Here is a 23,311-nt window from a genome sequence, read left to right as displayed (position 1 = left end):
CGCTCACCATCCCAGACGGTAGAAGAGGACGGCGAACAGCCCGTCCAGCACCACGGTGGCGACGATGCCGCCCACCACGGCCTGGGTGGCGGCATCGCCCACCGCGCGCGGCCCGCGCCCGGCGCCGAGCCCGGCGCGGCAGCCGATGCCGGCGATGACCAGCCCGAACACGCCCGCCTTGAACAGCCCCCCCAGCAGCGAGCCCAGCGTCAGCCACTGGCTGAGCTGGTTCAGCACCAGCGCGGCGGGGAAGCCCAGCGTGCCCATCACCACGCCCATGCCGAACAGGCCGGTGAGGTTCACCACCAGCGCCAGCACCGGCATCACCAGCAACGCCGCGACGAGGCGCGGCAGCACCAGCATGCTCACCGGATCGACGCCCATGATGCGCAGCGCGTCCACCTCCTCGTTCACCGTCATGGTGCCGAGTTCGGCGGCATAGGCCGAGCCGGTGCGGCCGGCGACGATGATGGCGGCGATCAGCGGCCCCAGCTCGCGGATCAGCGAGATGCCGACCAGCGGCGGGATGAAGATCTCGGCGCCGAACTGCCGCATCGGGATGGAGGACTGGAAGGCCAGGATGACGCCGATCAGCGTGCCGAGCAGGATCGCCAGCGGGAAGGCGCGCAGCCCCGCCTCGTCCAGGTGGCGCAGCAGGTCGGCCACGCGCAGTCGGCGCGGCTGGGGCAGCACGGCCAGCCCCATCAGCACCGTCTCGCCAAGGAAGCCAGTGGAGGCGCGGAAGGCGCGCAGGCCCTCCACCCCCCAGGCGCCGACGCGGCCGACGAAGGGCAGCGGCTTCGGGCCGGCGGCCGGGCGCGGAGCCGCCAGCGCATCCTGCGCCCGCTTCAGCACGGCGGAGACGGGCGCGCTGGCGCCCTCCACCGTGGCCTCGCCCGCCACGGCCGCGCCGCGCAGCACCAGGGCGGCGCCGGTGGTGTCGAGCGCCGTGACGCCGGAGAGGTCCAGCCGCCGCGCGCCCTGGGCGGCCTTCAGCAGCGGCTCCCACAGCCCGCCCACCTGCCGCGTGGTCAGCGCCCCGCGCAGCCGCAGCGTGTCGTCCTGACGGTCGAAGCCCGCCTGCTCTGCCTGATCCGTCATGCGATGCAGCAAATAGGACAGCCTGAGCGGAACTTTAAGCCTGTGTTCATCTCACTGGTTCCGGAGGGACGCCGGCCAGGGCCGCCAGGGCCGCATGGGCGGCCCATTCGCCGCTCTCCCACGCGCCGCCCACCGTGGCGGCGAGGCGCGGGTGGCAGGCCTCGCCGGCGAAGCAGAGCCGCCCGCCGGCCAGCGGCGTGCCCAGGATGCGACGGGCCGCGGCCCGGCCGGGCCGGGCATGGGAGTAGGCACCGCGCGCATAGGGGTCGTTGCCCCAGTCGCTGGCCAGCGCCGCGGCGCCGAGCAGCGCGGCATCGGCGCGGGGGCCGAAGGCCGCGCGCAGCTCCGCCCGGGCCAGCTCCTCCAGCGCGGCGGGGCCCTCGCGGCTGGCCTCCCAGGCGGCGGGGCCGCCGAGGAAGCCCATCAGATGGTCCTGGCCGAAGGGCCAGGCGATGAAGGTCATCGCCGCCTCATCCTCCCGCTCCACCCGCCGCTCCAGCCCGGTGAAGGGGGCGAGGCCCAGCCGGTCCTCCCCCGCCGCGCGCAGGCCGATCTTGTTCAGCAGGCCGAGCGGCAGGTCGTGCGCCGCCTGCTCCGTCTCCGCCGGCAGGGGCGGGTCGAAGCGCAGCGCGCCGGCGGCGAGCAGGGCGGTGGGGAGGGTCACGATGGCGGCGCGGGCCGAGACGCGGCCGAAGGCGCCCTCCGCCACCACCCCCCCGGCGCGGCCCCATTCCAGCCGCTCCACCGCCGCGCCATAGGCGATGGGCAGGCCGGCGGCGAGGCCGGAGAGGAAATTCCCGATGCCCTGCGGCAGCAGCCAGTTCGGCGCGTCGAGCTGGGTGTCGAGGAAGTCCCGCAGGTCCATTTCGGCCAGCGGCGCGGCGCAGATGACGGGCCCTTCCCAATGCGCCACCATGGCATCCCAGGGGCCGCCGCGCGGGGCGAAATCGGCCGCCGAGGCGCCGGGCGGCGCCTCCGGCAGGGCGGCGCGCAGGCGGGCGTGGAAGGCGGCGTAGGTGGCGTCGTAATCGGCCATCTCCGCCTCGGCGGCGGGGCGGCCGTCGATCAGGCAGAGATGGCGGCGCACCGCATCATGGTCGAAGGGCGCGGCGCCGGCGGCGAGCGGCGCCAGCGGGTTGTCCAGCGCCTGGTGCAGCCAGGTGGCGCCGAGGTCGAACGGGGCGGCCAGGGTGGTGCTGTCGGTCCAGGCGCGGCCGCCCGGGCGGTGCCGCGCCTCCAGCACCCGCACGCCGCGCCCGGCGGCGCGGATGGCGCGCGCCGCCGCGAGGCCGGCGGCGCCGGCCCCCACCACCAGGATGTCGGGATCGGCCATGGCGGGCGCGCTCAGCCGCCGCGCATCCGCCCCCAGGCATCGCGGCCGCGGCCGAGCGAGACGGCATCCGCCACATCGTTCGGCACCACGCGCTTGCCCACGGGGAAGATGGCGGCGCCGGCCAGCTTCAGATGCGCCCAGGCCAGCGGCAGGCCGATGATGGTGACGGCCATCGCCGCCGCCAGCGTCAGGTGCGAGATGCACAGCCAGATGCCGGCCAGCAGGAACCAGATCAGGTTGGCCAGCAGCCCCAGCGGCCCGGTGCCGATGGAGGGGACGCCCGTCAGGTCCTCGCGCGAGACCAGGCTGCGGCCGAAGGGGAGGAAGGAATAGCTCGCCATCGTCACGCAGGCACGCGCCCAGGGGATGCCGATGATGGTGATGGTCATCAGCACCGCGGCCAGCAGCCACATCGCCGCCGTGACGAAGCCGAGGGCGAAGACGTTCCACAGGATGTTCAGCAGCAGCGCCAATTCACTCTCCCTCGGGTTGCTGCCACGGCAATGCCGGGCAGAGGCGCCGGGTTGCCCCACCCCCGAAGCGGGGTGACAGGCCGGGCCGGCGGCCGCACACTCCCTCTCATATGGGGCCGGGCCCCGGCAATCTCACCGGCTGGCCCTGTTGGCGAGGAGCAGGCGATGACGGAACAGGATGGCGCGATGCGGCCACATGCCGCGCATTGGGGTGCCTTCCGGGCCGGCTGGCAGGACGGCGCGCTGGTGGTGGAGCCCCATCCGGCAGACCCCGACCCCTCGCCGATCTTACAAAACTTCCCGGAGGCGCTGCGCCACCGGGCACGCATCGCGCAGCCCATGGTGCGGCGGGGCTGGCTGGAGCGCGGCCCCGGCCCCAGCACGGGGCGCGGGCGCGAGGCGTTCGTCCCCGTCTCCTGGGAGAAGGCGCTGGCGCTGCTGGCGGGCGAGCTGGCGCGGGTGCGGGATTCGCACGGGCCGCAGGCGGTGTTCGGCGGCTCCTATGGCTGGGCCAGCGCCGGGCGCTTCCACCATGCGCAGAGCCAGATCCACCGGTTCCTCAACATCGCCCTCGGCGGCTATGTCCGCTCGGTCAACAGCTACAGCGCCGGCGCCTCGGCGGTGATCATCCCGCACATCCTGGGGCCGTTCGAGGCGGTCACGCGCCGCAACGTCACATGGGAGCAGATCGTCGGGCACACCGGGCTGGTGCTCTCCTTCGGCGGCATGGCGGTGAAGAACAGCGCGGTGGCCAGCGGCGGCGTCTCCCGCCATGTCGAGCGCGGCGCCATGGCGGCGGCGGCGGCGCGCGGCACCCGCTTCGTGCTGATCGGGCCGCTGCGCGACGACCTGCCGGAGGAGGCGGGCGCCGAGTGGCTGCCCATCACCCCCGGCACCGACACGGCGCTGATGCTGGGCATGGCGCACACCCTGCTGGCCGAGGGGCTGCACGACACGGCCTTCCTCGCCACCCACTGCACCGGCTGGGACCGCTTCGCCCCCTACCTGACCGGCGCCGCCGACGGCCAGCCGAAGGACGCCGCCTGGGCCGCCGCGCTCTGCGGCATCCCGGCCGAGCGCATCCGGCAACTGGCGCGGGACGCGGCCGGCACCCGCACCCTCATCTCCATGGCGCATTCCCTCCAGCGCGCCGAGCATGGCGAGCAGCCGGTGTGGATGGCCGCCGTGCTGGCGGCGATGCTGGGGCAGATCGGCCTGCCCGGCGGCGGCTACAACTACGCGCTCGGCGCCATCGCGCATTACGGCAAGCGGGCCAATGCGGTGCCGATCGCCGGCCTGCCGCAGGGCAGGAACGGGGTGCGGGACTTCATCCCCGTGGCGCGCATCAGCGACATGCTGCTGAACCCCGGCGCGCCCTTCGACTACAACGGCCAGCGCCTAGCCTACCCCGATATCAAGCTGGTCTACTGGGCGGGCGGCAACCCCTTCCACCACCACCAGGACATCAACCGGCTGCGCCGCGCCTTCGCCCGCATCGACACGCTGGTGGTGCATGAGAGCGCCTGGACCGCCACCGCCCGGCACGCCGACATCGTGCTGCCCGCCACCCTCTCGCTGGAGCGGGAGGACATCGCCGGCTCGCCCAACGACCCGCTGCTGATCGCCATGCACCAACTCGCAAAGCCCTTCGGCGAGGCGCGGGACGACTACGCCATCTTCGCCGGCCTTGCGGAGCGGCTGGGCTGCGGCGACGCCTTCACCGAAGGGCGGGATGCGCGCGGCTGGCTGCGCCACCTCTACGAGACCACCCGCGCGGCACTGGCCGAACGCGGCGAGACGGCGCCTTCCTTCGAGGAATTCTGGCGGGACGGCGAGCTGGCCCTGCCCCAGGCGCCGGATGATGGCGGAATCCTGCGCGCCTTCCGCGAGGACCCCGCGGCGAACCCGCTGCCCACGCCGAGTGGCCGCATCGAGATCTTCTCGGAGACCATTGCCGGCTTCGGCTACGATGACTGCCCCGGCCACCCCGCCTGGCTGGCGCCCACTGACACCCCTGCCCCCGGCGCGCCGCTCTGGCTGGTGGCCAACCAGCCCGCCACCCGGCTGCACAGCCAGCTCGATTTCGGTGGCACCAGCGCCGCCTCCAAGCGGCGCGGGCGGGAGGTGGTGCGCCTCCACCCCCAGGACGCCGCGGCGCGCGGCATCGCCGAGGGCGACATCGTGCGGCTGCACAACGCCCGTGGCGCCTGCCTGGCGGCGGCGGCGCTGAGCGAGGCGGTGATGCCCGGCGTGGTGCAGCTCGCCACCGGCGCCTGGTACGACCCCGAGGACCCGAACGATGAGAACCCGCTCTGCGTGCACGGCAACCCGAACGTGCTGACGCGGGACATGGGCACCTCGCGCCTCGCCCAGGGCTGCACGGGGCAGCTCACCGCGCTGGAGGTGGAGAAGTTCACCGGCAACCTGCCGCCCGTGCGCGCCTGGGACCCGCCGGCCGGCTGAGCGGCGGCGGCGGGGCCGGCGCCCCGCCCCTTCGCGGCAGGCCGATTTCCTGTTTCCCGGAGCGTCCGGACCATATAGTTTCCTAGGAAACTGAATATACCCCCATGCCCCAGCCCCTCCCCGAACTGACCGACCATCTCGGCTACCGGATCCGCCAGGTGTCGAACCATGTCTCGCACGCCTTCGCCCGCAAGCTCGCCGCGCGGGGGGTGACGGTGGCCGAATGGGCGCTCCTGCGCATGCTGTACGGGCAGCCGCCCCTGCCGCCCAGCCAGCTCGCCACGCGGATGGGCATGACGCGCGGCGCCATCACCCGCCTCGCCGACCGGCTGATCGGCAAGGGCCTGCTCCTCCGCGCGCCGAGCGTAGAGGATGGGCGAGCGCAGACCCTTGGGCTGACAGAGTCGGCAACCGCCTTCGTGCCGGAACTGGCCGGCCTCGCCGACCGCAACGAGGCCGAGTGCTTCGCCCATCTCTCCCCCGCCGAGCGCCAGACCCTGCGCGACCTGCTGGAGCGGACCGTGGCGCGGCTCGGCATCACCGGCGCGGCGGTCGAATGACCTCCCGCAACCCCACACCGCGGATGAATCCGATGGACGACACCCCCCGCGCCGTGGCCCAGGCCTGCCTCGACGGCGCCGAGGCCGGCACCCTGCATTTCCCCGAGATCCTGGACCGGCTGGGCCGCGCCGGCTTCGAGAGCGACGCGGTCGATTTCCGCCGCGCCAGCGCCACCTACTACCACGCGGACGGGGAAAGCCTGATCCTGCCGCAGCCCCCGCGGGAAGGCCCCATCGCGGCCGCGTTCGACACCACGGCCCTGCGCGCCGCCATCGGGGAGGCGCAGCGCCAGGCGCCCGGCTACAGCTACCGGGGCTTCTGCGCCAGGGCGCGCGCCGCCGGCTGCGTGGGCTACATCGTCTCCCTCGCCGGGCGCCGGGCGGTCTATCTCGGCCGCACGGCGGAGACGCATGTGGAGCACTTCCCCCCCATGGCGGCGGCTGCGCCATGAGCGGCTGCGCGCGCTGCGCCTGGGCCGAGGGCGACCCGGTGATGGCGGCCTACCACGACACCGAATGGGGCGTGCCCCTGCGCGACAGCCGCGCGCTCTGGGCGCTGCTGGTGCTGGAGAGCTTCCAGGCCGGGCTTTCCTGGCGGACCATCCTGCACCGCCGCGAGGGCTTCCGCGCCGCCTTCGCGGGGTTCGACCCGGAGGCGGTGGCCGCCTACGACGCCGCTCGGGTGGAGGCGCTGGTGCAGGATGCCGGCATCATCCGCTCCCGCGCCAAGATCGAGGCGACGATCGGCAATGCCCGCGCCTATCTGCAGATGATGGCGGCGGGGGAGGATTTCGCGGCCTTCGCCTGGGGCTTCGTCGGCGGCGTGCCGCGGCTCGGCGACGGCACGCATGTGGCCGCCAGCAGCGCCGAATCCGAGGCGCTGTCGAAGGCGCTGAAGCGGCGGGGCTTCCGCTTCGTCGGCGCGGTGACGGTCCATGCCTGGATGCAGGCGGCCGGCCTGTTCAACGACCACGCCCTCGGCTGCCCGCGCCGCGCGGCGCTGGCGCCGCCCGGAGCAGCCTGAGCTGCGGCCCCGGGGCCGCAGCCTCAGGGCCGGTGGATGTCGTGCACCTGGATGCCGCTGCCGGGCGGCGGCATCACCAGCCAGTTGCCGTGCCGCAGCGTGGCGCGCGTGTCCTCCAGCCCGCTCTGCCAGTGGGCGTGCATGGAGGTGGTGGAGAACTCGTAGTCCTTCGCCTGCCCCTCGAAGGCCTGCTGCTGGTAGATCAGCTGCAGGATCACCACCTCCGGCATCCGCTCCAGCTGCGCCTTCAGCGCCTTCTGGCCCTCGTCCAGCCGCTCGGGCGGCACCATCTCCAGCGCCCGCCGCAGCTCCACCTCCAGCTGGCGCTGGCGGCGGTAGATGTCCGTCACCATGCGGGTGCGGCTGCTGTAGCGGATGTCCTTCTCGCGCGACATCACGCCCGGCATGGAGCGCGGCACCAGCCCCCGCGCGCTGAACAGGTCCACCTGGAAGGCCAGGGTGTTGCGCCCCTCCAGATTCTCCAGCAGGTGCTGCAGGGGCGTGTTGGAGACAAGGCCGCCATCCCAGAACCAGTCGGTTCCCACCTGCACCATGGGAAGCGCCGGCGGCAGCGCGCCGGAGGCCATGATATGCGCCTCGGTGATGCGCATGCGGCTGCTGTCGAAGAAGGCGAAATTGCCGGTGGCGACGTTCACGGCGCCGACCGAGAAGCGGATGCGCCCATCGTTCAGCAGGTCGAAATCCACCAGATCGCGCAGCGTCTCGCGCAGGGGGGCGCTGTCGTAGAAGGCGGTCGCGGTGCGCGCGCCGGGCAGCGAGAACCACGGGTTGGGCCGGTTCGGCGTGAAGAATCCGGGCTGGCCCTGCAGCATGGTCAGCACCGCCGAGGCCTCGTGCCGCCACTGGCGGAAGAGGTCGCCATCCGGCAGGGCCTGGGGCCAGATGCGCTCGCTGGTGACACGGTCCCAGAAGCTGTGCAGCGCCGCCACGCGCCTCTCCGGCGGGTTGCCGGCGATCAGCGCGCCGTTGATCGCGCCGATCGAGACGCCGGCGATCCAGTCCAGCGCCACGCCTGCCTCGGCGAGCGCCTCGTACACCCCGGCCTGGTAGGCGCCGAGCGCCCCGCCCCCCTGCAGCACCAGCGCCACCCGCCGGCACCCCTCCGGCCGCCACGGGTCCCCGGGGCGGAAGCCGTGCCGGTCGAGGCCGGCGGCGGGCTCGGCAGCGGGCTCGGCGGCGACGGGCCGCTCAGGGATAGGCCGCCCGGGGATGGGGCGCTCGGGGATGGGTGCGTCCATGGGGGCTCTCCTGCGCGTGGATCGCCCCCAGGATGAGGCCCGCCCGGCCCGCCGCCAAGGCGCGGCCGGGCGGCGCGGCTCAGAGCTTCAGCCCGAGCCGGTCGATCATCGCCTTCTCCTCGGTGTTGGTCTTCTGCGCGAAGGCGGCATATTCCTCCGGCCCCATGTAGATCACCGGCATGTCGTAGCGGTCGAGGATGGCGACGTGCTTCGGGTCATTCACCGCCACGCGGAAGGCCTCGTCCAACACCTTCACCACCGCGGGGTCCATCCCCTTCGGCCCGGCGACGCCATAGGGCGAGGTGGAGACGATGTCGATGCCGCTTTCCTTCAGCGTCGGCGTCTCGGGGAAGCGCTTGGCGCGCGAGGGGCCCCAGGTGACGAGCAGCTTCACCCGGCCGTCCTTCACCATCTCCGCCCAGCCGGAACTGTCGGCCAGCGCATGGGTCTGGCCGCCGAGCAGCGAGGTGAGGTTCTCGGCGAAGCCGCGGAAGGGCACGTGCACCCACTCCACCCCCTTCTGCCCGGCGATCTGCTCCATGGTGATGTGCAGCGAGGTGCCGACGCCGGGGGTGCCGTAGGTGAACTTGCCCGGGTTCTTCTTCGAATCGGCGATGAACTCGTCGAGCGTATTCCAGGGCGCGTCGGCGCGGACCACGATGCCGAACAGGTAGCCGGTCAGGTGGCTGACCCAGGTGAAGTCCTTCATCGGGTCGAAGGGCGCGCGCGCGGCCATGTGCGGATAGCGGAACACGCTGATCGGCATCTGCGAGAGGGTGTAGCCGTCCGGCTTCTCGTTCAGCAGCGCCTGCGGGCCGAGGATGCCGCCGGCGCCGGAGCGGTTCTCCACCACCACCGGCTGGCCCAGCCTGGCCGAGGCCACCTCGCAGAAGGCGCGCATCTGGACATCGGTGGTGCCGCCGGCGCCCCAGGGCACCAGCATGCGGATCGGGCGGTTGGGGAAGCCGGATTGGGCCAGGGCCGGCCGGGCCAGCGCGGCCGCGCCGAGGCCGGCGGCGCCGAGGGCACCCAGCGAGAGCGCCGCGCGGCGGGTCAATGCAGTCATTCTTGTCTTCCTCCAACTTCCTCGCTTTATAGGGGCAAGGCTCCACGTTGGAGTTTAGCCCGGAAACCCTCCCGGCCGGCAACCTCCCTCCCCGTTTCCGTGCGGCCCCGTTTCCGTGCGGCCGGTCTCAACCCCTGCGCTCCATCCCGCAGGGTTGATCCCCCATTTGGGAGGAAGCGCTTATAGGTGGGCCTGCAACCGGGCAGGCTCGGAGAGACGACGCATCATGGCCCCTTTGGGCACCGAATCCCGGCGTACCGGCCTGCGCTGGCATCTGCGGCAGGAAACCCGGTCCCGGCACGACGCCGCCGATGCCCTGGGCAGCGACCACGACCTCGGCACCCTCGCCGGCTATCGCGGCTTTCTCCGCGCCCATGCCCGCGCCCTGCCGGCCCTGGAAGCCGCCTGCGACGCCGCGGGCCTCGCCGCCAGGCTGCCGGACTGGCCCCGCCGCCGCCGCGCCGCCGCCCTGGCCGCCGATCTCGCGGCGCTCGGCGTGGCCGCGCCTGACAGCCCGCCCCTCGCCTTCGCCGGGGTGGAAGAGGCACTGGGCGCCGCCTATGTGCTGGAGGGCTCGCGGCTCGGCAATGCCATGCTGCTGCGCCAGGCCGCGGCCCTGCCGGAAGCACGGGGGGCCACGGCCTACCTGGCCCACGACCCGGGGACGGGAGGCTGGCCGGCCTTCCTGCCGCTGCTGGAGCAGGCTCTCCCCGGCTCGCACCTCTGGCCCGAGGCGGCGCATGGCGCGCGCCTGGCCTTCGACCACTTCCTGGCGGCCCTGCGTCGCGAAAGGACCGCTGAGCCAATGCTGCATGCGTGAAGACCTGGGCGACCTCTCTCTGACACAGGCCGTCGACCTGACGAATTGCGACCGCGAGCCGATCCACCTGCTGGGTGGCGTTCAGCCGATCGGCTTCCTGGTCGCGGTCACTTCGGACTGGGTGGTCCGGCGGACCTCCGCCAACATCGAGGCGCATCTGGGCCAGGCGCCCGAGGCCCTGTTCGGCAGCTTCCTCTCCCGCCTGCTGACGCGCGAGGCGCTGCACCAGATCGGCGGCCGGCTGCACCTGCTGCGCGGCCCCAACGCGGTGGAGCGCCTGTTCGGCGTGGTGCTGCAGGAAGGGCAGCCGCCCTACGACCTCGCCATCCACATGGCGGGCGAGATGATCGTGCTGGAGGGCGAGCCCTCCGACCTGGAGGACGCGCTGGAGGCCGGCACCACGGTGCGCGGCATGATCGCCCGGCTGCACCAGGTGGAGGGGTTCGACGGCCTCTGCCGCGAGGCGGTGCGGCAGATCCGCGCGCTGACCGGCTTCGGCCGCGTCATGCTCTACCGCTTCGACCATGACGGGGCGGGCGAGGTGATCGCCGAATCGACCGCCAGCTTCATGCCCTCCTTCATGGGGCTGCACTTCCCGGCCTCCGACATCCCGCGCCAGGCCCGGCTGCTCTACGAGCGCAACCTGCTGCGCCTGATCACCGACACGGAGCTGGCGCCGGTGCCGGTGCTGCCGCTGCTCGATTCGCGCCAGCAGCCGCTCGACCTCTCGCTCAGCGTGCTGCGCAGCGTCTCGCCCATCCACATCGAGTATCTGCGCAACATGGGGATCAAGGCCTCCATGTCGATCTCGGTGCTGCGCAAGGGCCGGCTCTGGGGGCTGATCGCCTGCCACAACACCGAGCCGCTGCGCGTGCCCTTCGAGCGCCGCACCGCGGCCGAGCTGTTCGGCCAGATCTTCTCCCTCGCCCTGGAAAGCCGCGAGCGGGAGGAGGACCTCTCGCGCGAGGCGCAGGCCAACCGCGTGCACCACCGGCTGATGGCCTCGCTCGGCGCCATGCGCCCCGGCAGCAGCTCGCTCGCCGAGTTCCTCGAGACGCTGGCCGAGGTCATCGGCTGCGACGGCATCGGGCTGTGGAGCAGCACCGGCACCGCGCTGCACGGCCACACGCCGACGGTGGAGGAATTCTCCGGCATCGTCCGCTTCCTGCACCGCGCCGCCTCGGGCACCATCTACGCCACCCACCGGCTGGGGGAGATGCACCCGCCGGCGGCCGACTACGCGCAGCGTGCCGCCGGGCTGCTCGCCATCCCGCTCTCCCGCGCCCCGCGCGACTACCTGGTGTTCTTCCGCCGTGCCGTGACGCAGTCCGTCACCTGGGCGGGCGACCCGAGCAAGCCGGTGGCGCTGGGGCCGAACGGGCCGCGCCTGACGCCGCGCAAGAGCTTCGCCGCCTGGCAGGAGACGGTCGAGGGCCAGAGCCGCCCCTGGACCGAGAGCGACCTGATGATGGCCGAGCGCCTGCGGGTGACGCTGCTCGAGGTCGTGCTGCAGCTCACCGACATGGCAGAGCGCGAGCGCCGCGTGGCGCAGGAGCGGCAGGAGATCCTGATCGCCGAGCTGAACCACCGGGTGCGCAACATCCTCGGCCTGATCCGCGGACTGGTGAACCAGACCCGCGGCCATGCCGGCTCGGTGGACGAGTTCGCCGGCATGATCGGCGGCCGCATCCAGGCGCTGGCGCGCGCGCATGAGCAGATCACCACCGACCGCTGGCGCGCGGCGCCGCTGGAGGAGCTGATCCGCTCCGAGGCCGCCGCCTACGCCGCCAATGGCCGCGACCGGGTGCGGCTGGACGGCCCGCCTGTGCTGCTCGAGCCGGTGGCCTACACCACCCTCGCGTTGGTCATGCACGAGATGATGACCAACGCCGCCAAGTATGGCGCGCTGTGCGACGGCCACGGCCATGTGCAGGTGCGCTGGCGCTTCACGCCCGAGGAGGCGCTGGAGATCCGCTGGACCGAGGAAGGCGGGCCGCCCGTGCAGCCGCCGCGGCGCCAGGGCTTCGGCACCACCATCGTCGAGCGCGCCCTGCCGCACGACCTGAAGGGCGAGGCGGAGCTGCACTACCACCTGTCCGGCGTGCAGGCCCGCTTCCTGCTGCCGGCCAGCTATGTGCGGCGCGGCACGGAGGCGGCGGTGGAGGCACAGCACGCCCTTCCGGCTGCCCCGGCGGAGTTTTCCTTCTCCGGCCGCGTGCTGCTGGTGGAGGACAACCTGCTGATCGCCATGGATGCCGAGGACCAGCTGCGGCGCCTGGGGGGCACGGCGGTGGATGTCGCCTCCTCCGTCCAGGCGGCGCTGCGGATGCTGGAGCATGCCGTGCCCCAGGTGGCGCTGCTCGACGTCAATCTGGGCCGCGAGAGCAGCTTCCCCGTGGCCGATGCCCTGCTGGCGCGCGGCATCCCCTTCGTCTTCGCCACCGGCTATGGCGAGGCCGATGCCTTCCCCGACCGCTTCCGGTCGAGCGAGGTCATCAGCAAGCCCTACACGATGGCGGAGATGCGCACCGCCCTGCAGCGCAGCATGGGCCAGAGCCGGCCCCCGCCGCCCTCCACGCCCCGCACCGAGGAACCCGCATGACCCGTCCGCTTTCCGTCGTCACCCTGTGCGGCAGCCTGCGCGCCGGCAGCTACAACGCCGCCCTCCAGCGCACCCTGCCGGAGCTGGCGCCCGAGGGCATGACGCTGGCCGCGCTCGAGGGCCTGGGCGACATCCCGCTCTACAATTCCGATGTGCAGGCGCAGGGCTTCCCCGCCGCCGTCACCGCCATGGGCGAGGCCATCGCCGCCGCGGACGGCATCATCATCGTCACGCCGGAATACAACTACTCCATCCCCGGCGTGCTGAAGAACGGCATCGACTGGCTCTCCCGCCTGCCCGACACCCCCTTCGCCGGCAAGCCGATGGCCATCCAGAGCGCCTCGATGAGCGTGCTGGGCGGCGTGCGCGCGCAGTACCACTTGCGCCAGGTGGCGGTGTTCCTCGACGCGCGGGTGCTGAACAAGCCGGAGGTGATGGTGGCCTCCGTGCAGCAGCGCGTGCAGGACGGCCGGCTGACCGACGAAGGCACGCGCGAGGTGATCCGCAAGCAGCTCGCGGCCTTCGCGGCGTTCATCGGGGCGGCGAACGCGTAAGCCAGCAAGGCCAGGGGAAGGAATTCCCCTGGACCCCATCTTTTTTCTGTCAGTTCAGGGCGCGCCAGCCGATGTCGCGGCGGCAGAAGCCCTCCGGCCAGTTCACGGCGTCCACTGCCGCATAGGCCGCGCCCCGCGCCTCGGCCAGGGTGGCGCCGCTGGCGGCGACGCCGAGCACACGCCCGCCTGTGGCCACCAGGCTGCCATGCGCGTCCCGCGCCGTGCCGGCATGGAAGACCTGCGCGCCCGGCACCTGCGCCGCCCGCTCCAGCCCCTCGATGACGCTGCCCTTCTGGTAGGCGCCGGGGTAGCCCTTCGCCGCCATCACCACCACCATCGCCGCCTCCTCCGACCAGCGCAGGGCGAAGCGGTCCAGCTCGCCATCGCAGGCGGCCAGCAGCGCGGCCAGCAGGTCGGATTGCAGGCGCAGCATCAGCACCTGGCATTCCGGGTCGCCGAAGCGGACATTGAACTCGATCAGGCGCGGGCCGCTCTCCGTCAGCATCAGCCCGGCGAACAGCACGCCGCGGAAGGGCGTGCCGCGCTTCGCCATCTCCGCCAGGGTCGGGCGGATGATGCGGTCCATCACCTGCGCCTCGATCTCGGGCGTGAAGGCGGGCGGCGGGGAATAGGCGCCCATGCCGCCGGTGTTGGGGCCGGTGTCGCCATCGCCCACGCGCTTGTGGTCCTGCGCGGCGGCCATGGGCAGGGCGGTGGTGCCGTCGCACAGCGCGAAGAAGGAGACCTCCTGCCCCATCAGGCATTCCTCGATCAGGATCTCGGCGCCGGCCGCGCCGTGCACGCGCTCCTCCATGATCTCGGTGATGGCCTGCTCGGCCTCGGCCAGCGTGGCGGCCACCACCACGCCCTTGCCAGCGGCCAGGCCATCGGCCTTCACCACGATCGGCGCACCCTTCCGCCGGACATAGGCGCGGGCCTCCTCAGCATCCGTGAAGCGGGCCCACTCGGCGCCGGGCACGCCGGCGGCGGTGGTCACCTCCCGCGTGAAGGCCTTGCTGCCCTCCAGCTTCGCGGCGGCGGCGCTGGGGCCGAAGCAGCGGATCCCGGCCGCGGCGCAGGCATCGGCCAGCCCCAGCGTCAGCGGCGCCTCCGGCCCCACCACCACCAGGTCCACCGCCTGCGCCTGGGCGAAGGCCACCAGCCCGGCGACATCCTCGGCGCCGATCGCCACGCATTCGGCGATCTCGGCGATGCCCGCATTGCCCGGCGCCACCCAGAGCTTGCCCAGCAGGCCGGAGCCGGAGAGCGCCCAGGCCAGGGCATGTTCGCGGCCGCCGCCGCCCACCAGAAGCACTTGCATCGTGACCCGAGGCCCTTGTTCCAAACCGGGGCCGCGCTAGCATGACTGGCGGGGCTCCGTCAGCCCATGCCTTCAACCCTGTGCCAGGCCGCCGCCGCCTCAGGCGGAGGTGTTCCAGATGTCGCGGTGCCATTTCCAGCCGCCATCCCCGCATTTCCACAGAACGACATACTGGATGGGGATGGTGGCGCTGCCGGTGACGATCTCCCCCCGCGCGACCTCGCAGGCCATCTCGCCCAGGATGGTGGTCTCGAACGGCCGCAGGCGGCAGGCGGTCACGCCAAGGCTGCGGGCCGCCTGCTGCCAGAATGCGCGGATCGCCTCCAGCCCCTGCACCGCCTCGCCGCCCGGCGGCAGGATGAGGGCATCGCGGGTGTAGACCTGGTCCAGGGCCTCGAACCGGCCCTGGCCGACAACCTGCTCCTCGAAGATCCTGTTGACCTCGTCCATGGCTTGCCTCGCGGCCGCGTCGCGCATCGGAGCCTCCCGGGGATGCAATATGTTCCGATATGGTAACATATTGCGGTGTGGCCCGCAAAGGCCGGCCGGCTGGCCGTGGCGCCGCGGCCGCCCTACTATGCGCGGCATGGACACGCCCGATGCGCGCGAGGCCCCGGCCCGCAGCAACGCCCCCGAATTCACCGTCTCCGAGATCAGCGGCGCCATCAAGCGCACGCTGGAGGGCGAGTTCGGCCGCGTGCGGGTGCGCGGCGAGATCACCGAGCTGAAGGCCTATCCTTCGGGCCATATCTACCTCGCGCTGAAGGATGAGGGGGCGAAGATCCGCGCCATCATCTGGCGCTTCGCCGTGCCGCGCCTGACGCTGAAGCCCGAGAACGGCATGGAGGTCATCGCCACCGGCAAGGTCTCCGCCTATGGCGAGCGCAGCGACTACCAGCTCATCATCGACCGCATCGAGTTCGCCGGCGAGGGCGCGCTGCTCGCCCGCATCGAGCAGCTGAGGAAGAAGCTCGGCGCCGAGGGGCTGTTCGACGAGGCGCGCAAGAAGCCGCTGCCGCTGCTGCCGCGCGTGGTCGGCGTCGTCTCCTCCGAGAAGGGGGCGGTGATCCAGGACATCCGGACCACAATCGCGCGTCGCTTCCCGCGCCACCTGCTGCTGTGGCCGGTGCCGGTGCAGGGCCAGGGCGCGGCGGAGCAGATCGCCGCCGCCATCCGCGGCTTCTCCCGCCTGCCCGCCGGCCTGCCCCGGCCGGACGTGCTGATCGTCGCGCGCGGCGGCGGCAGCCTGGAGGATCTGATGGCCTTCAACGAGGAGGTGGTCATCCGCGCCGTGGCCGAATGCCCCATCCCGCTGATCTCGGCGGTGGGGCACGAGACGGACACCACGCTGATCGACTTCGCCTCGGACCGCCGCGCCCCCACCCCCACCGCCGCCGCCGAGCTGGCCGTGCCGGCGCGGGCCGATCTGCTGGCGGCGCTGGGGCAGACCGCCACGCGGCTGCTGCAATCCGGCCAGGCGCTGCTGAACACGGCCCGACTGCGCCTCTCCCGCGCCGAGGCGCGGATGCCGGACCTGCCCGGGCTGGTGGGTGCCGCCCGCCAGCGGCTCGACGACCGCGCCGAGCGCCTGGCCCTGGCGCCGGGCGCGCTGCTCTCCCGCAAGCGCGCGGCGCTCGATGCCATCGCGCCCCGCCTGCCGCATCCCCGCGAGACGCTGGCCGGCCACCGCAACGCACTGGCGCTGCTGGAGATGCGCGGCGGTGCCGCGCTGCGCCGGATGATCGACCGCCGGCAGACCGCGCTGCACCGCCTGCCGGACCCGGCCGGCGCGCTGGCTGGCCGGCTGCGCGAGGCAAGGCTGCGGCTGGAGGGGCTGGCGGGCCGGCTGGAGGGCGCCTCCTACCAGGGCGTGCTGGCGCGCGGCTTCGCGCTGCTGCGCGGCGCCGATGGCGAGCCGCTGACCGAGGCCGCCGCCATCGCCCCCGGCCAGCGCCTCACCGCCACGCTGCGCGACGGCAGCGTGGCGCTGCTGGCCGAGGGCGGCGATGCCCCGCCTGCCCCCGCCACGCCCCCGAAGCCACGCCGCAAGGCCCCGCCGGACCCCCGGCCCGAGCCGAAGCCGGAACAGGGCTCGCTGCTGTGACCATCGACCCCAACGCCACCGCCCCCAAGGCCGTCGCCCCCAAGGCCATCGCCGTGAAGGATGCCCGCATGCTCTCTCGCCGCCTTGCCCTCGCCCTGCCCGGCCTGCTGCTGGGCGCCTGCGGGGGCGGCGCGGAGCCGGTCGCGGCCTCCAACCCCTCCGCGGGGCCGCTGCTGGCGCTGCCGCCGGAGGCGCCGGCCCAGGGCGGGCTGCTGCTCGGCCGCACCCGCCCCGGCAGCCGCGTGACGCTGGATGGCCGCGCCGTCTCGGTGGCGCCCGATGGCCGCTTCGCCCTGGGCTTTAGCCGCGACGCGGCGCCCGCCGCCGAGCTGGTGGTGACCGCTCCCGGCGGCCAGACGGAGCGCCGCAGCCTCGCCGTGGCGAGGCGCGAATGGGACGTGCAGCGCATCAACGGCCTGCCCGGCGCCATGGTCAGTCCCAACGCGCAGCAGATGGCCCGCATCACCCGCGAGCGCGAGCGCATCGCCGCCCTGCGCAAGGTGGACAGCGACCTGCCCCATTTCGCCGAAGGGTTCGACTGGCCGGCGCATGGCCGCATCAGCGGCGTGTATGGCAGCCAGCGCATCCTGAACGGCGAGCCGCGCGCCCCGCATCTGGGGCTCGACATCGCCGCCCCCACCGGCACGCCCTGCGCCACCATGGCCCCCGGCCGCGTGCTGCTGGCCGAGGATCTCTACTTCACCGGCAACACCGTGCTGGTGGACCATGGCCACGGCGTGGTCAGCCTCTACGCCCACCTCTCGGCCATGGATGTGCGGGAGGGGGCGATGCTGGCGCGCGGCCAGCGCCTGGGCGCGATCGGCGCCACCGGCCGCGTCACCGGGCCGCACCTGCATCTGGGGCTGCACTGGTTCGCCACGGCGCTGGACCCGCAGCCGCTGCTGCCTCCCGCCTGAGAGGCGGCAACACCCCGGCAGCATTTTTCGCGATAATCCACCAAATTGCAGTAACGCTTTCATCACCCGGTAAGGGTCGGGGAGGCATTGGCGAGCGCATGTCGATCCTTTCCGAATTTCTCCCCCGCCCCGCCCCCTCACCGGAGAACCTCCGCCGCGCCGGCTCGATTGAGGCGCCGCTGATCGCCCTGTTCGACAGCAGTGTCGCCGCCGGCGACGCCCTGCGCAGCGCCGGCGCCACGCTGTGGCGGGAGGCGTCGCCCGGGGTCGTCATCCTGGCGCCGCTGCCGGGCCTGCGCGAGAAGCTCTACGCCGCCGGCGCCATGCTGGTGGTGGGCTGAGGCGCCCGGCGGCCGGCAGGCGGGCCACTCATCAGCCCGGGGGCGCGGCCTCCGCCCTGTAGTAGCGCGCCGGGAAGCGGCGGTGCAGCCAGAGCCACTCCTCCGGCCGGGCCCGCACCCAGGCCTCGATCCGCGCATTCACCGCCAGCATGGTGGTGCGCACATCGGCATGGTGGTCGCCCGTCTGCGGCAGGGGCAGCGGCGGCTCGACCACCACCCGGAAGCGGCCCGGCCCGGCCCGCTCGACATGCACCGGGATCAGCGGGCAGCGGAAGCGCAGCGCCATCTCGGCCGGGGCCGGCGCGGTCATCGCCGGGTGGCCGAGGAAGGGCAGTTCCAGCCCCTCGTTCAGCTTCTGGTCCACCAGCAGCCCCAGTGCGTGGCCCGCCGCCAGATGCCGCAGCGCCAGCCGCGCCCCCTTCGAGCCCTTGGGGAACAGCGGCAGCTCCACGCCGCCCTCGCGCATCTGGCGCAGCGCGGCATCGACATGCGGGTTGTCCGGCGCGCGGTAGAGGCTGGCCATGCGCAGCCCCACCGCATGCGCCGCCAGCGGCAGCACCTCCCAGTTGGCCAGATGCGCCGAGACGAAGATGACCCGCGTCTCGCCGGCGGGGAGATGCTCGGCGCCGACCACCTCCCAGCCGGGGCCGCCCTCCGTCCGGCGCAGGCCGGCGAGGTGCGGAAGCTCCAGCGCGGTGCGGCCGAGATTGTCCCAGGCACCGCGCAGCACGCGCTCCCGCCAGGCGGCATCACTCTGCGGGAAGGCCAGCGCCAGGTTGCGCCGCCCGACGCGCGAGACCGGCAGCCACGGCCCCAGCCCGCGCGCCACCGCGCCGCCCAGCGCCGAGGCGCGCCGCGGGCCCAGCGCCCGCGCCAGGGCCAGCAGGCCGCGCACCACCCCGCCTTCCACCCGCCACCACAGGCGACGCACTGCCTTCGCCATGCCAGCCTCATTCTTCATGGGCGCGCCTTCTGCGGCATCGGGCGGCGTTTGGCCAGCCTCGCGCGGCTCAGGCGGGAGGGGGGCGGCACGCCGGGCGGCCTGCAGCGCGAGGCCGCCATGGAGCAGCCGGGGGGCGCCTGCAACGCCGGTGCCGGCCGGCGGTTTAGGCCTTCGTGGCGGCGCCGGCCAGCATGGATTACGGCGCGTTAATGCCTATATGATGGGCCGATGAAAGATTCCCGGAGGAACACCCCTATGCACGGAAGAGCCAGGCTCCTGGCCGCCCTTGCCGCTTTTGCCCTGGTGCTCGGCCCGGCCCTGGCGGAGGCCCGCCCGGGCGGCCGCTCCAGCTTCGGCAGCCGCGGCAGCCGCACCTTCGCGCCGCCGCCCGTCACCCGCACGGCGCCCGACGCGGCGCGGCCGATGGACCGCACCATGACCCAGCCCGGCCAGCAGGCCCGGCCGAACGCGGCCGCCCCCGGCGCCGCCACCGCTACGCGCGGCGGCATGTTCGGCGGCGGCTTCGGCGGCGCGCTGATGGGCGGGCTGATCGGCATGGGCATTGGCGGCCTGCTGTTCGGCAACGGCCTGTTTGGCGGCTTCGGCGGCATCGGCAGCATCCTGGGCCTGCTGCTGCAGATCGGCCTGATCGTGCTGCTGGTGCGCTTCGCGATCCGCTTCTTCCGCAACCGCAACCAGCCCGCCATGGCCGGCGGCCCGCGCCCCGGCCCGCTCCACCGCGAGGCGCAGCCCGCCGCGCGGCCGATGGGCATGGGCGGTCTCGGCGGTGGCATGGCCAGTGGCGGAATGGGCGGTGCCCGGCCGGTGGCCCCGGCGGCAACCCCGGTGCAGCTGGCGCAGTCCGACTTCCAGGCCTTCGAGGGCCTGCTGCGCGCGGTGAACGAGGCCTGGTCTCGCCGCGACCCGGCGGCCCTGTCGCGGCTGACGACGCCCGAGATGATGGGCTTCTTCAGCAAGGACTGGCGCGACCTGGAGGCGCGCGGCTGGCGCAACGAGACGCGCGACCCGCGGCTGGAGCAGGGTGATCTCGCCGAGGCCTGGCGGGAGGGCGACTCCGAATACGCCACCGTCGCCATGCGCTTCAGCCTGGTCGACGTGACCTACGACGCGCAGGGCCGCGTGGTGGAGGGCGACCCGGACCGCCGCGACACCGCCACCGAGCTGTGGACCTTCGTGCGCGGCCCGGCGGGAAGCTGGAAGCTTTCGGCGATCCAGCAGACCGGCTGAGCCGGCGCGGACCAGGCAAGGCCATGACGGGGGCGCGGCGCAGGCCGCGCCCCTTTTTCATGCGCGGCACCCTTTCATGCGCTGCACCCGGGGGCGCGCAGACCGGGGCGGCGGCGTCCTCAAGGCGGCCTCCCCGCCGGCCCGGGCCATGAGGAAGGCCCGAGACGGCGCTTCCCCGCCCGGCACCGCGGTTGCTACATGCCGCGCATCCGCCGGCCGCGCCTCCGCGCGCCGGCGCCGACCGGGAGACTTTCCATGCTCGCCACCCGTCGCGGCCTGATGCTCGGCACCGCCGGCACGCTGCTCGCCATGCCCCACCTCGCACGCGGGCAGGCCGCGCTGACGCCGGTGAAGTTCTGCCTGGACTGGGCCTTCCAGGGCCCGCAGGCGCCCTTCCTGCTCGCCGCCGAGCGCGGCTTCTTCCGCGAGGAAGGCATCGCCATCACCATCGACCGCGGCTTCGGCTCGGGCGACACGCCGGTGAAGGTCAGCACGGGCGCCTACGAGTTCGGCATCGCCGACCTCTCGCCGGCCATCCGCCTGCGCCTGACCACCCAGGGCAGCGACATCATCGCCCCCATGGTGATCCAGCAGGGCAGCCCGCTGGCGGTGATGACGCTGAAGAAGAGCGGCATCACCACCCTGAAGCAGCTGGAAGGCCGCAAGGTGGCGGCGCCGGAGACGGATTCCGCCCGCCAGCTCTTCCCCGCCCTGGCCAAGGCCGCCGGCATCGACTCCAGCAAGATCAACTGGCTGACGGTGACGCCGCAGCTGCGCGAGCCGATGCTGGTGCGCGGCGAGACGGATGCCATCACCGGTTTCGAGGTCTCCGGCGTGTTCAGCCTGCGCAGCCTGCGCGTGCCGGAGGGCGACATCGTCTCGCTGCGCTATTCCGACGCGGGCGTGGCGCTGCTCTCCACCGCGCTGCTGGTCAAGCGCCCCTATGCCGAGGCCAACCCGAAGCTGGTGACGGGCATGATCCGCGCCATCGCCCGCGGCCATGCGGCGGCCTGGAAGGACCCGGACGCCGCCATCGCCACCCTGGCCCAGCGCGACCCGACGGCGCCGAAGGAGCTGGAGAAGGCGCGCATGATGGCCAATTTCGGCTTCATCCGCACGCCGGAGGTGCTCTCGGGCGGCTTCGGCAACCTCACCGAGGCGCGGGTGCAGGCGGCGATCGAGACGATCCGCTCCGCCTTCGGCATCGACGCCCCGCTGAAGGCCGGCGAGATCTACACCCCCGCCTACCTGCCCCCCGCCAGCGACCTGACGCTGCCGGCCTGAGCCGCCGGGCGCCAGGGGCGGCCCGGCGTGACCGGACCGCCCCTGGCCAATCCCTCCTTTGCCGCACCCCTGCCGCCATCCCCTGCCGCATCCCCTGCCTCATCCCCCTGGGCAAGCGCCCCCTGCCGGGTCTATCCCGTGCCGTCACCGACCCGCAGGAGAGATGCCCATGTCCCGTCCGAAGCCCGTGATGCTCGTCATCCTGGATGGCTGGGGCTGGCGCGAGGACGAGGCGGACAACGCCGTGCGGCAGGCCAGCACCCCCTGCTTCGACCGCCTCTGGGCCGAAAGCCCGCACAGCTTCCTGCGCACCTGCGGCGAGGATGTCGGCCTGCCGCACGGGCAGATGGGCAATTCCGAGGTGGGCCACCTCAACCTCGGCGCCGGCCGCGTGGTGATGCAGGACCTGCCGCGTATCGACCGCGCCGTGGCCGACGGCTCGCTCGCCACCCTGCCCGCCGTCGCCGGGCTGATCGGCAAGCTGAAGGCGAGCGGCGGCACGCTGCACCTGATGGGCCTGCTCTCCCCCGGCGGCGTGCACAGCCACCAGGAGCACGGGCTGGCGCTGGCGAAGGTCTTTGCCGGCGCCGGCATCCCCGTGGCCATCCATGCCTGGACCGACGGGCGCGACACCCCGCCCCAGGCGAGCCCGGGCTACCTCGCCGCCTTCGAGCCGAAGCTGCCCGCGGGGGCGCGCCTCGCCACCGTCACCGGCCGCTACTACGCCATGGACCGCGACAACCGCTGGGAGCGGGTGCGCCAGGCCTGGGACGCCATCGTCGAGGCCAAGGGGGAGCACGCGGAGAGCGCCGCCGCCGCCATCGCCGCCGCGCACGCCGCCGGCAAGACGGACGAGTTCATTCCCGCCAGCGTCATCGGCGGCTATGCGGGGATGAAGGATGGCGACGGGCTGCTCTGCTTCAACTTCCGCGCCGACCGGGTGCGGCAGATCCTGACCGCGCTGCTCGACCCGGCCTTCGACGGCTTTGCGCCGCCGCGCCGCCCGAGGCTCGCCGGCGCCGCCGGCATGACGGAATACTCCACCGCGCTGAACCCGCTGCTGGAGACGCTGTTCGCCCCGCAGTCGATGCAGGACATCCTCGGCGCCGTGGTCTCGCAGGCCGGGCTGCGCCAGCTCCGCATGGCGGAGACGGAGAAGTACCCGCATGTCACCTACTTCCTGAACGGCGGCGAGGAGACCCCCTTCCCCGGCGAGGAGCGCGTCATGGTCGCCTCCCCCAAGGTGGCCACCTACGACCTGCAGCCCGAGATGTCGGCCCCCGAGCTGGCCGGGAAGGCGGTGGAGGCGATCAGCTCGGGGCAATTCGACCTGATCGTGCTGAACTTCGCCAATGCCGACATGGTGGGCCACACCGGCAGCCTGGCCGCCGCCATCAAGGCGTGCGAGGCGGTGGATGCGGGCCTGGCGCGGATCGAGGCGGCGGTGGCCGCGCAGGGCGGCGCCCTGCTGGTGACGGCCGACCACGGCAACGCCGAGATGATGAAGGACCCCGCCACGGGCGGCCCCTTCACCGCCCACACCACCAACGTGGTGCCGGTGCTGCTGCGCGGCGGCCCGGCCGGCGCCACGCTGCGCGAGGGGCGGCTGGCCGATGTGGCGCCCACCCTGCTCGCCCTGCTCGGCCTGGACCAGCCGGCGGCGATGACGGGGCGGAGCCTGATCGCTGGCTGAGGCGGGGGCGGCGCGGCATGGCGGCGGCGGCATGGCGGCGGTGAGCCTGCCCCCGGGCGGCGCGCTGCGCGCCCTCCTGCTGCTCGCGCCGCTCGCCCTGCTGGCCCCGGCCTTCCTGGCCTGGGGCGCCGAGAACCCCACGGCGCGCAGCGTGCAGGAGGCGGAGCGCGCGGCCGAGGCCGCCCGCGCCGCCGGCCAGCCCACC

Annotated in this window: 21 protein-coding genes; 13 read left to right on the top strand and 8 right to left on the bottom strand. The window is 73.6% G+C overall.

Features of this window, described 5'->3' with window-relative positions:
• Window positions 1-3: 3 nt before the first annotated feature.
• Genes ACFOY6_RS18205 through ACFOY6_RS18195 form a run of 3 tightly spaced genes read right to left on the bottom strand, consistent with a single transcriptional unit; the run spans window position 4 to window position 2,907 of the window.
• Window positions 4-1,101 carry an ABC transporter permease gene (locus ACFOY6_RS18205; RefSeq protein ID WP_379651860.1) on the bottom strand — a complete coding sequence of 366 codons (1,098 nt, stop codon included), beginning with the start codon at window positions 1,099-1,101 and terminating at the stop codon, window positions 4-6.
• 46 nt (window positions 1,102-1,147) lie between these two features.
• Entirely contained in the window at window positions 1,148-2,434 is a 1,287-nt protein-coding gene (locus ACFOY6_RS18200) for a flavin monoamine oxidase family protein (RefSeq protein WP_379651859.1), read from the bottom strand.
• 11 nt (window positions 2,435-2,445) lie between these two features.
• Window positions 2,446-2,907: a YccF domain-containing protein gene (locus ACFOY6_RS18195; RefSeq protein WP_109516258.1), complete on the bottom strand. Its 462-nt coding sequence runs from the start codon at window positions 2,905-2,907 to the stop codon at window positions 2,446-2,448.
• 165 nt (window positions 2,908-3,072) lie between these two features.
• On the opposite strand from ACFOY6_RS18195, the gene ACFOY6_RS18190 reads away from it, so the two are divergent.
• The 4 genes from ACFOY6_RS18190 (at window position 3,073) to ACFOY6_RS18175 (ending at window position 6,954) form a co-directional block, all read left to right on the top strand.
• Window positions 3,073-5,370 carry a molybdopterin guanine dinucleotide-containing S/N-oxide reductase gene (locus tag ACFOY6_RS18190; RefSeq protein WP_379651858.1) on the top strand — a complete coding sequence of 766 codons (2,298 nt, stop codon included), beginning with the start codon at window positions 3,073-3,075 and terminating at the stop codon, window positions 5,368-5,370.
• 104 nt (window positions 5,371-5,474) lie between these two features.
• Window positions 5,475-5,930, top strand: coding sequence for a MarR family winged helix-turn-helix transcriptional regulator (locus ACFOY6_RS18185; protein WP_379651857.1), 456 nt, complete (start codon window positions 5,475-5,477; stop codon window positions 5,928-5,930).
• A gap of 32 nt (window positions 5,931-5,962) precedes the next feature.
• Complete coding sequence (locus ACFOY6_RS18180; RefSeq protein ID WP_379651856.1) at window positions 5,963-6,382, top strand: DUF1398 domain-containing protein; 420 nt, start codon at window positions 5,963-5,965, stop codon at window positions 6,380-6,382.
• The gene (locus tag ACFOY6_RS18175) at window positions 6,379-6,954 is read left to right on the top strand and encodes a DNA-3-methyladenine glycosylase I (protein WP_379635948.1); all 576 of its coding nucleotides are present in this window, start codon (window positions 6,379-6,381) and stop codon (window positions 6,952-6,954) included. Before ACFOY6_RS18180 ends, ACFOY6_RS18175 begins: the two co-directional genes overlap by 4 nt.
• Before the next feature lie 23 nt (window positions 6,955-6,977).
• Here the strand turns inward: ACFOY6_RS18175 and ACFOY6_RS18170 are convergent, their stop codons facing one another.
• Complete coding sequence (locus tag ACFOY6_RS18170; protein ID WP_379651855.1) at window positions 6,978-8,213, bottom strand: patatin-like phospholipase family protein; 1,236 nt, start codon at window positions 8,211-8,213, stop codon at window positions 6,978-6,980.
• 79 nt (window positions 8,214-8,292) lie between these two features.
• On the bottom strand, window positions 8,293-9,279 hold the full coding sequence (locus tag ACFOY6_RS18165) for a tripartite tricarboxylate transporter substrate binding protein (protein WP_379651854.1): 987 nt from the start codon (window positions 9,277-9,279) through the stop codon (window positions 8,293-8,295).
• Between the two features lie 226 nt (window positions 9,280-9,505).
• Here ACFOY6_RS18165 and ACFOY6_RS18160 point away from each other — a divergent pair, with 226 nt between their 5' ends.
• Genes ACFOY6_RS18160 through ACFOY6_RS18150 form a run of 3 tightly spaced genes read left to right on the top strand, consistent with a single transcriptional unit; the run spans window position 9,506 to window position 13,255 of the window.
• Entirely contained in the window at window positions 9,506-10,099 is a 594-nt protein-coding gene (locus ACFOY6_RS18160; RefSeq protein ID WP_146201843.1) for a biliverdin-producing heme oxygenase, read from the top strand.
• Window positions 10,092-12,701 (top strand): HWE histidine kinase domain-containing protein, encoded by a 2,610-nt coding sequence (locus tag ACFOY6_RS18155; RefSeq protein ID WP_379651853.1) that lies wholly within the window; start codon window positions 10,092-10,094, stop codon window positions 12,699-12,701. Before ACFOY6_RS18160 ends, ACFOY6_RS18155 begins: the two co-directional genes overlap by 8 nt.
• The gene (locus tag ACFOY6_RS18150; RefSeq protein WP_379633134.1) at window positions 12,698-13,255 is read left to right on the top strand and encodes an NADPH-dependent FMN reductase; all 558 of its coding nucleotides are present in this window, start codon (window positions 12,698-12,700) and stop codon (window positions 13,253-13,255) included. The genes ACFOY6_RS18155 and ACFOY6_RS18150 overlap by 4 nt, the downstream gene beginning before the upstream one ends.
• 49 nt (window positions 13,256-13,304) lie before the next feature.
• On the opposite strand, the gene purD is transcribed toward ACFOY6_RS18150, so the two are convergent.
• Together purD and ACFOY6_RS18140 are read right to left on the bottom strand one after the other, a co-directional pair.
• Window positions 13,305-14,576, bottom strand: coding sequence for a phosphoribosylamine--glycine ligase (gene purD / locus ACFOY6_RS18145; protein ID WP_379651852.1), 1,272 nt, complete (start codon window positions 14,574-14,576; stop codon window positions 13,305-13,307).
• Between the two features lie 99 nt (window positions 14,577-14,675).
• Entirely contained in the window at window positions 14,676-15,026 is a 351-nt protein-coding gene (locus ACFOY6_RS18140; RefSeq protein WP_379651851.1) for a YybH family protein, read from the bottom strand.
• 136 nt (window positions 15,027-15,162) lie between these two features.
• Here ACFOY6_RS18140 and xseA point away from each other — a divergent pair, with 136 nt between their 5' ends.
• The 3 genes from xseA to ACFOY6_RS18125 all read left to right on the top strand — a co-directional run bounded on the left by xseA (window position 15,163) and on the right by ACFOY6_RS18125 (window position 17,938).
• The gene (xseA, locus tag ACFOY6_RS18135) at window positions 15,163-16,680 is read left to right on the top strand and encodes an exodeoxyribonuclease VII large subunit (protein ID WP_379633130.1); all 1,518 of its coding nucleotides are present in this window, start codon (window positions 15,163-15,165) and stop codon (window positions 16,678-16,680) included.
• Window positions 16,677-17,597: a M23 family metallopeptidase gene (locus ACFOY6_RS18130; protein ID WP_379633128.1), complete on the top strand. Its 921-nt coding sequence runs from the start codon at window positions 16,677-16,679 to the stop codon at window positions 17,595-17,597. Before xseA ends, ACFOY6_RS18130 begins: the two co-directional genes overlap by 4 nt.
• 98 nt (window positions 17,598-17,695) lie before the next feature.
• Window positions 17,696-17,938, top strand: a complete 243-nt coding sequence (locus tag ACFOY6_RS18125) for a hypothetical protein (protein ID WP_379633126.1) — start codon at window positions 17,696-17,698, stop codon at window positions 17,936-17,938.
• 31 nt (window positions 17,939-17,969) lie between these two features.
• Here ACFOY6_RS18125 and ACFOY6_RS18120 read toward each other — a convergent pair whose 3' ends face one another.
• The gene (locus tag ACFOY6_RS18120) at window positions 17,970-18,899 is read right to left on the bottom strand and encodes a lysophospholipid acyltransferase family protein (protein WP_245906199.1); all 930 of its coding nucleotides are present in this window, start codon (window positions 18,897-18,899) and stop codon (window positions 17,970-17,972) included.
• A 237-nt stretch (window positions 18,900-19,136) separates the two neighbouring features.
• Here ACFOY6_RS18120 and ACFOY6_RS18115 point away from each other — a divergent pair, with 237 nt between their 5' ends.
• The 3 genes from ACFOY6_RS18115 to gpmI all read left to right on the top strand — a co-directional run bounded on the left by ACFOY6_RS18115 (window position 19,137) and on the right by gpmI (window position 23,106).
• Window positions 19,137-20,129 carry a TIM44-like domain-containing protein gene (locus ACFOY6_RS18115; RefSeq protein WP_379651850.1) on the top strand — a complete coding sequence of 331 codons (993 nt, stop codon included), beginning with the start codon at window positions 19,137-19,139 and terminating at the stop codon, window positions 20,127-20,129.
• Window positions 20,130-20,384: 255 nt separating this feature from the next.
• Window positions 20,385-21,413 carry an ABC transporter substrate-binding protein gene (locus ACFOY6_RS18110; protein WP_181378036.1) on the top strand — a complete coding sequence of 343 codons (1,029 nt, stop codon included), beginning with the start codon at window positions 20,385-20,387 and terminating at the stop codon, window positions 21,411-21,413.
• A 163-nt stretch (window positions 21,414-21,576) separates the two neighbouring features.
• Window positions 21,577-23,106: a 2,3-bisphosphoglycerate-independent phosphoglycerate mutase gene (gene gpmI / locus ACFOY6_RS18105; RefSeq protein WP_379651849.1), complete on the top strand. Its 1,530-nt coding sequence runs from the start codon at window positions 21,577-21,579 to the stop codon at window positions 23,104-23,106.
• Window positions 23,107-23,311: the final 205 nt, after the last annotated feature.

Source organism: Teichococcus aestuarii (genome assembly GCF_042651065.1).
In the GTDB taxonomy this organism is placed as follows: domain Bacteria; phylum Pseudomonadota; class Alphaproteobacteria; order Acetobacterales; family Acetobacteraceae; genus Pseudoroseomonas; species Pseudoroseomonas aestuarii.
The sequence above is the reverse complement of the archived record's forward strand: the minus strand, read 5'-3'. Positions and strand labels throughout refer to the sequence as shown.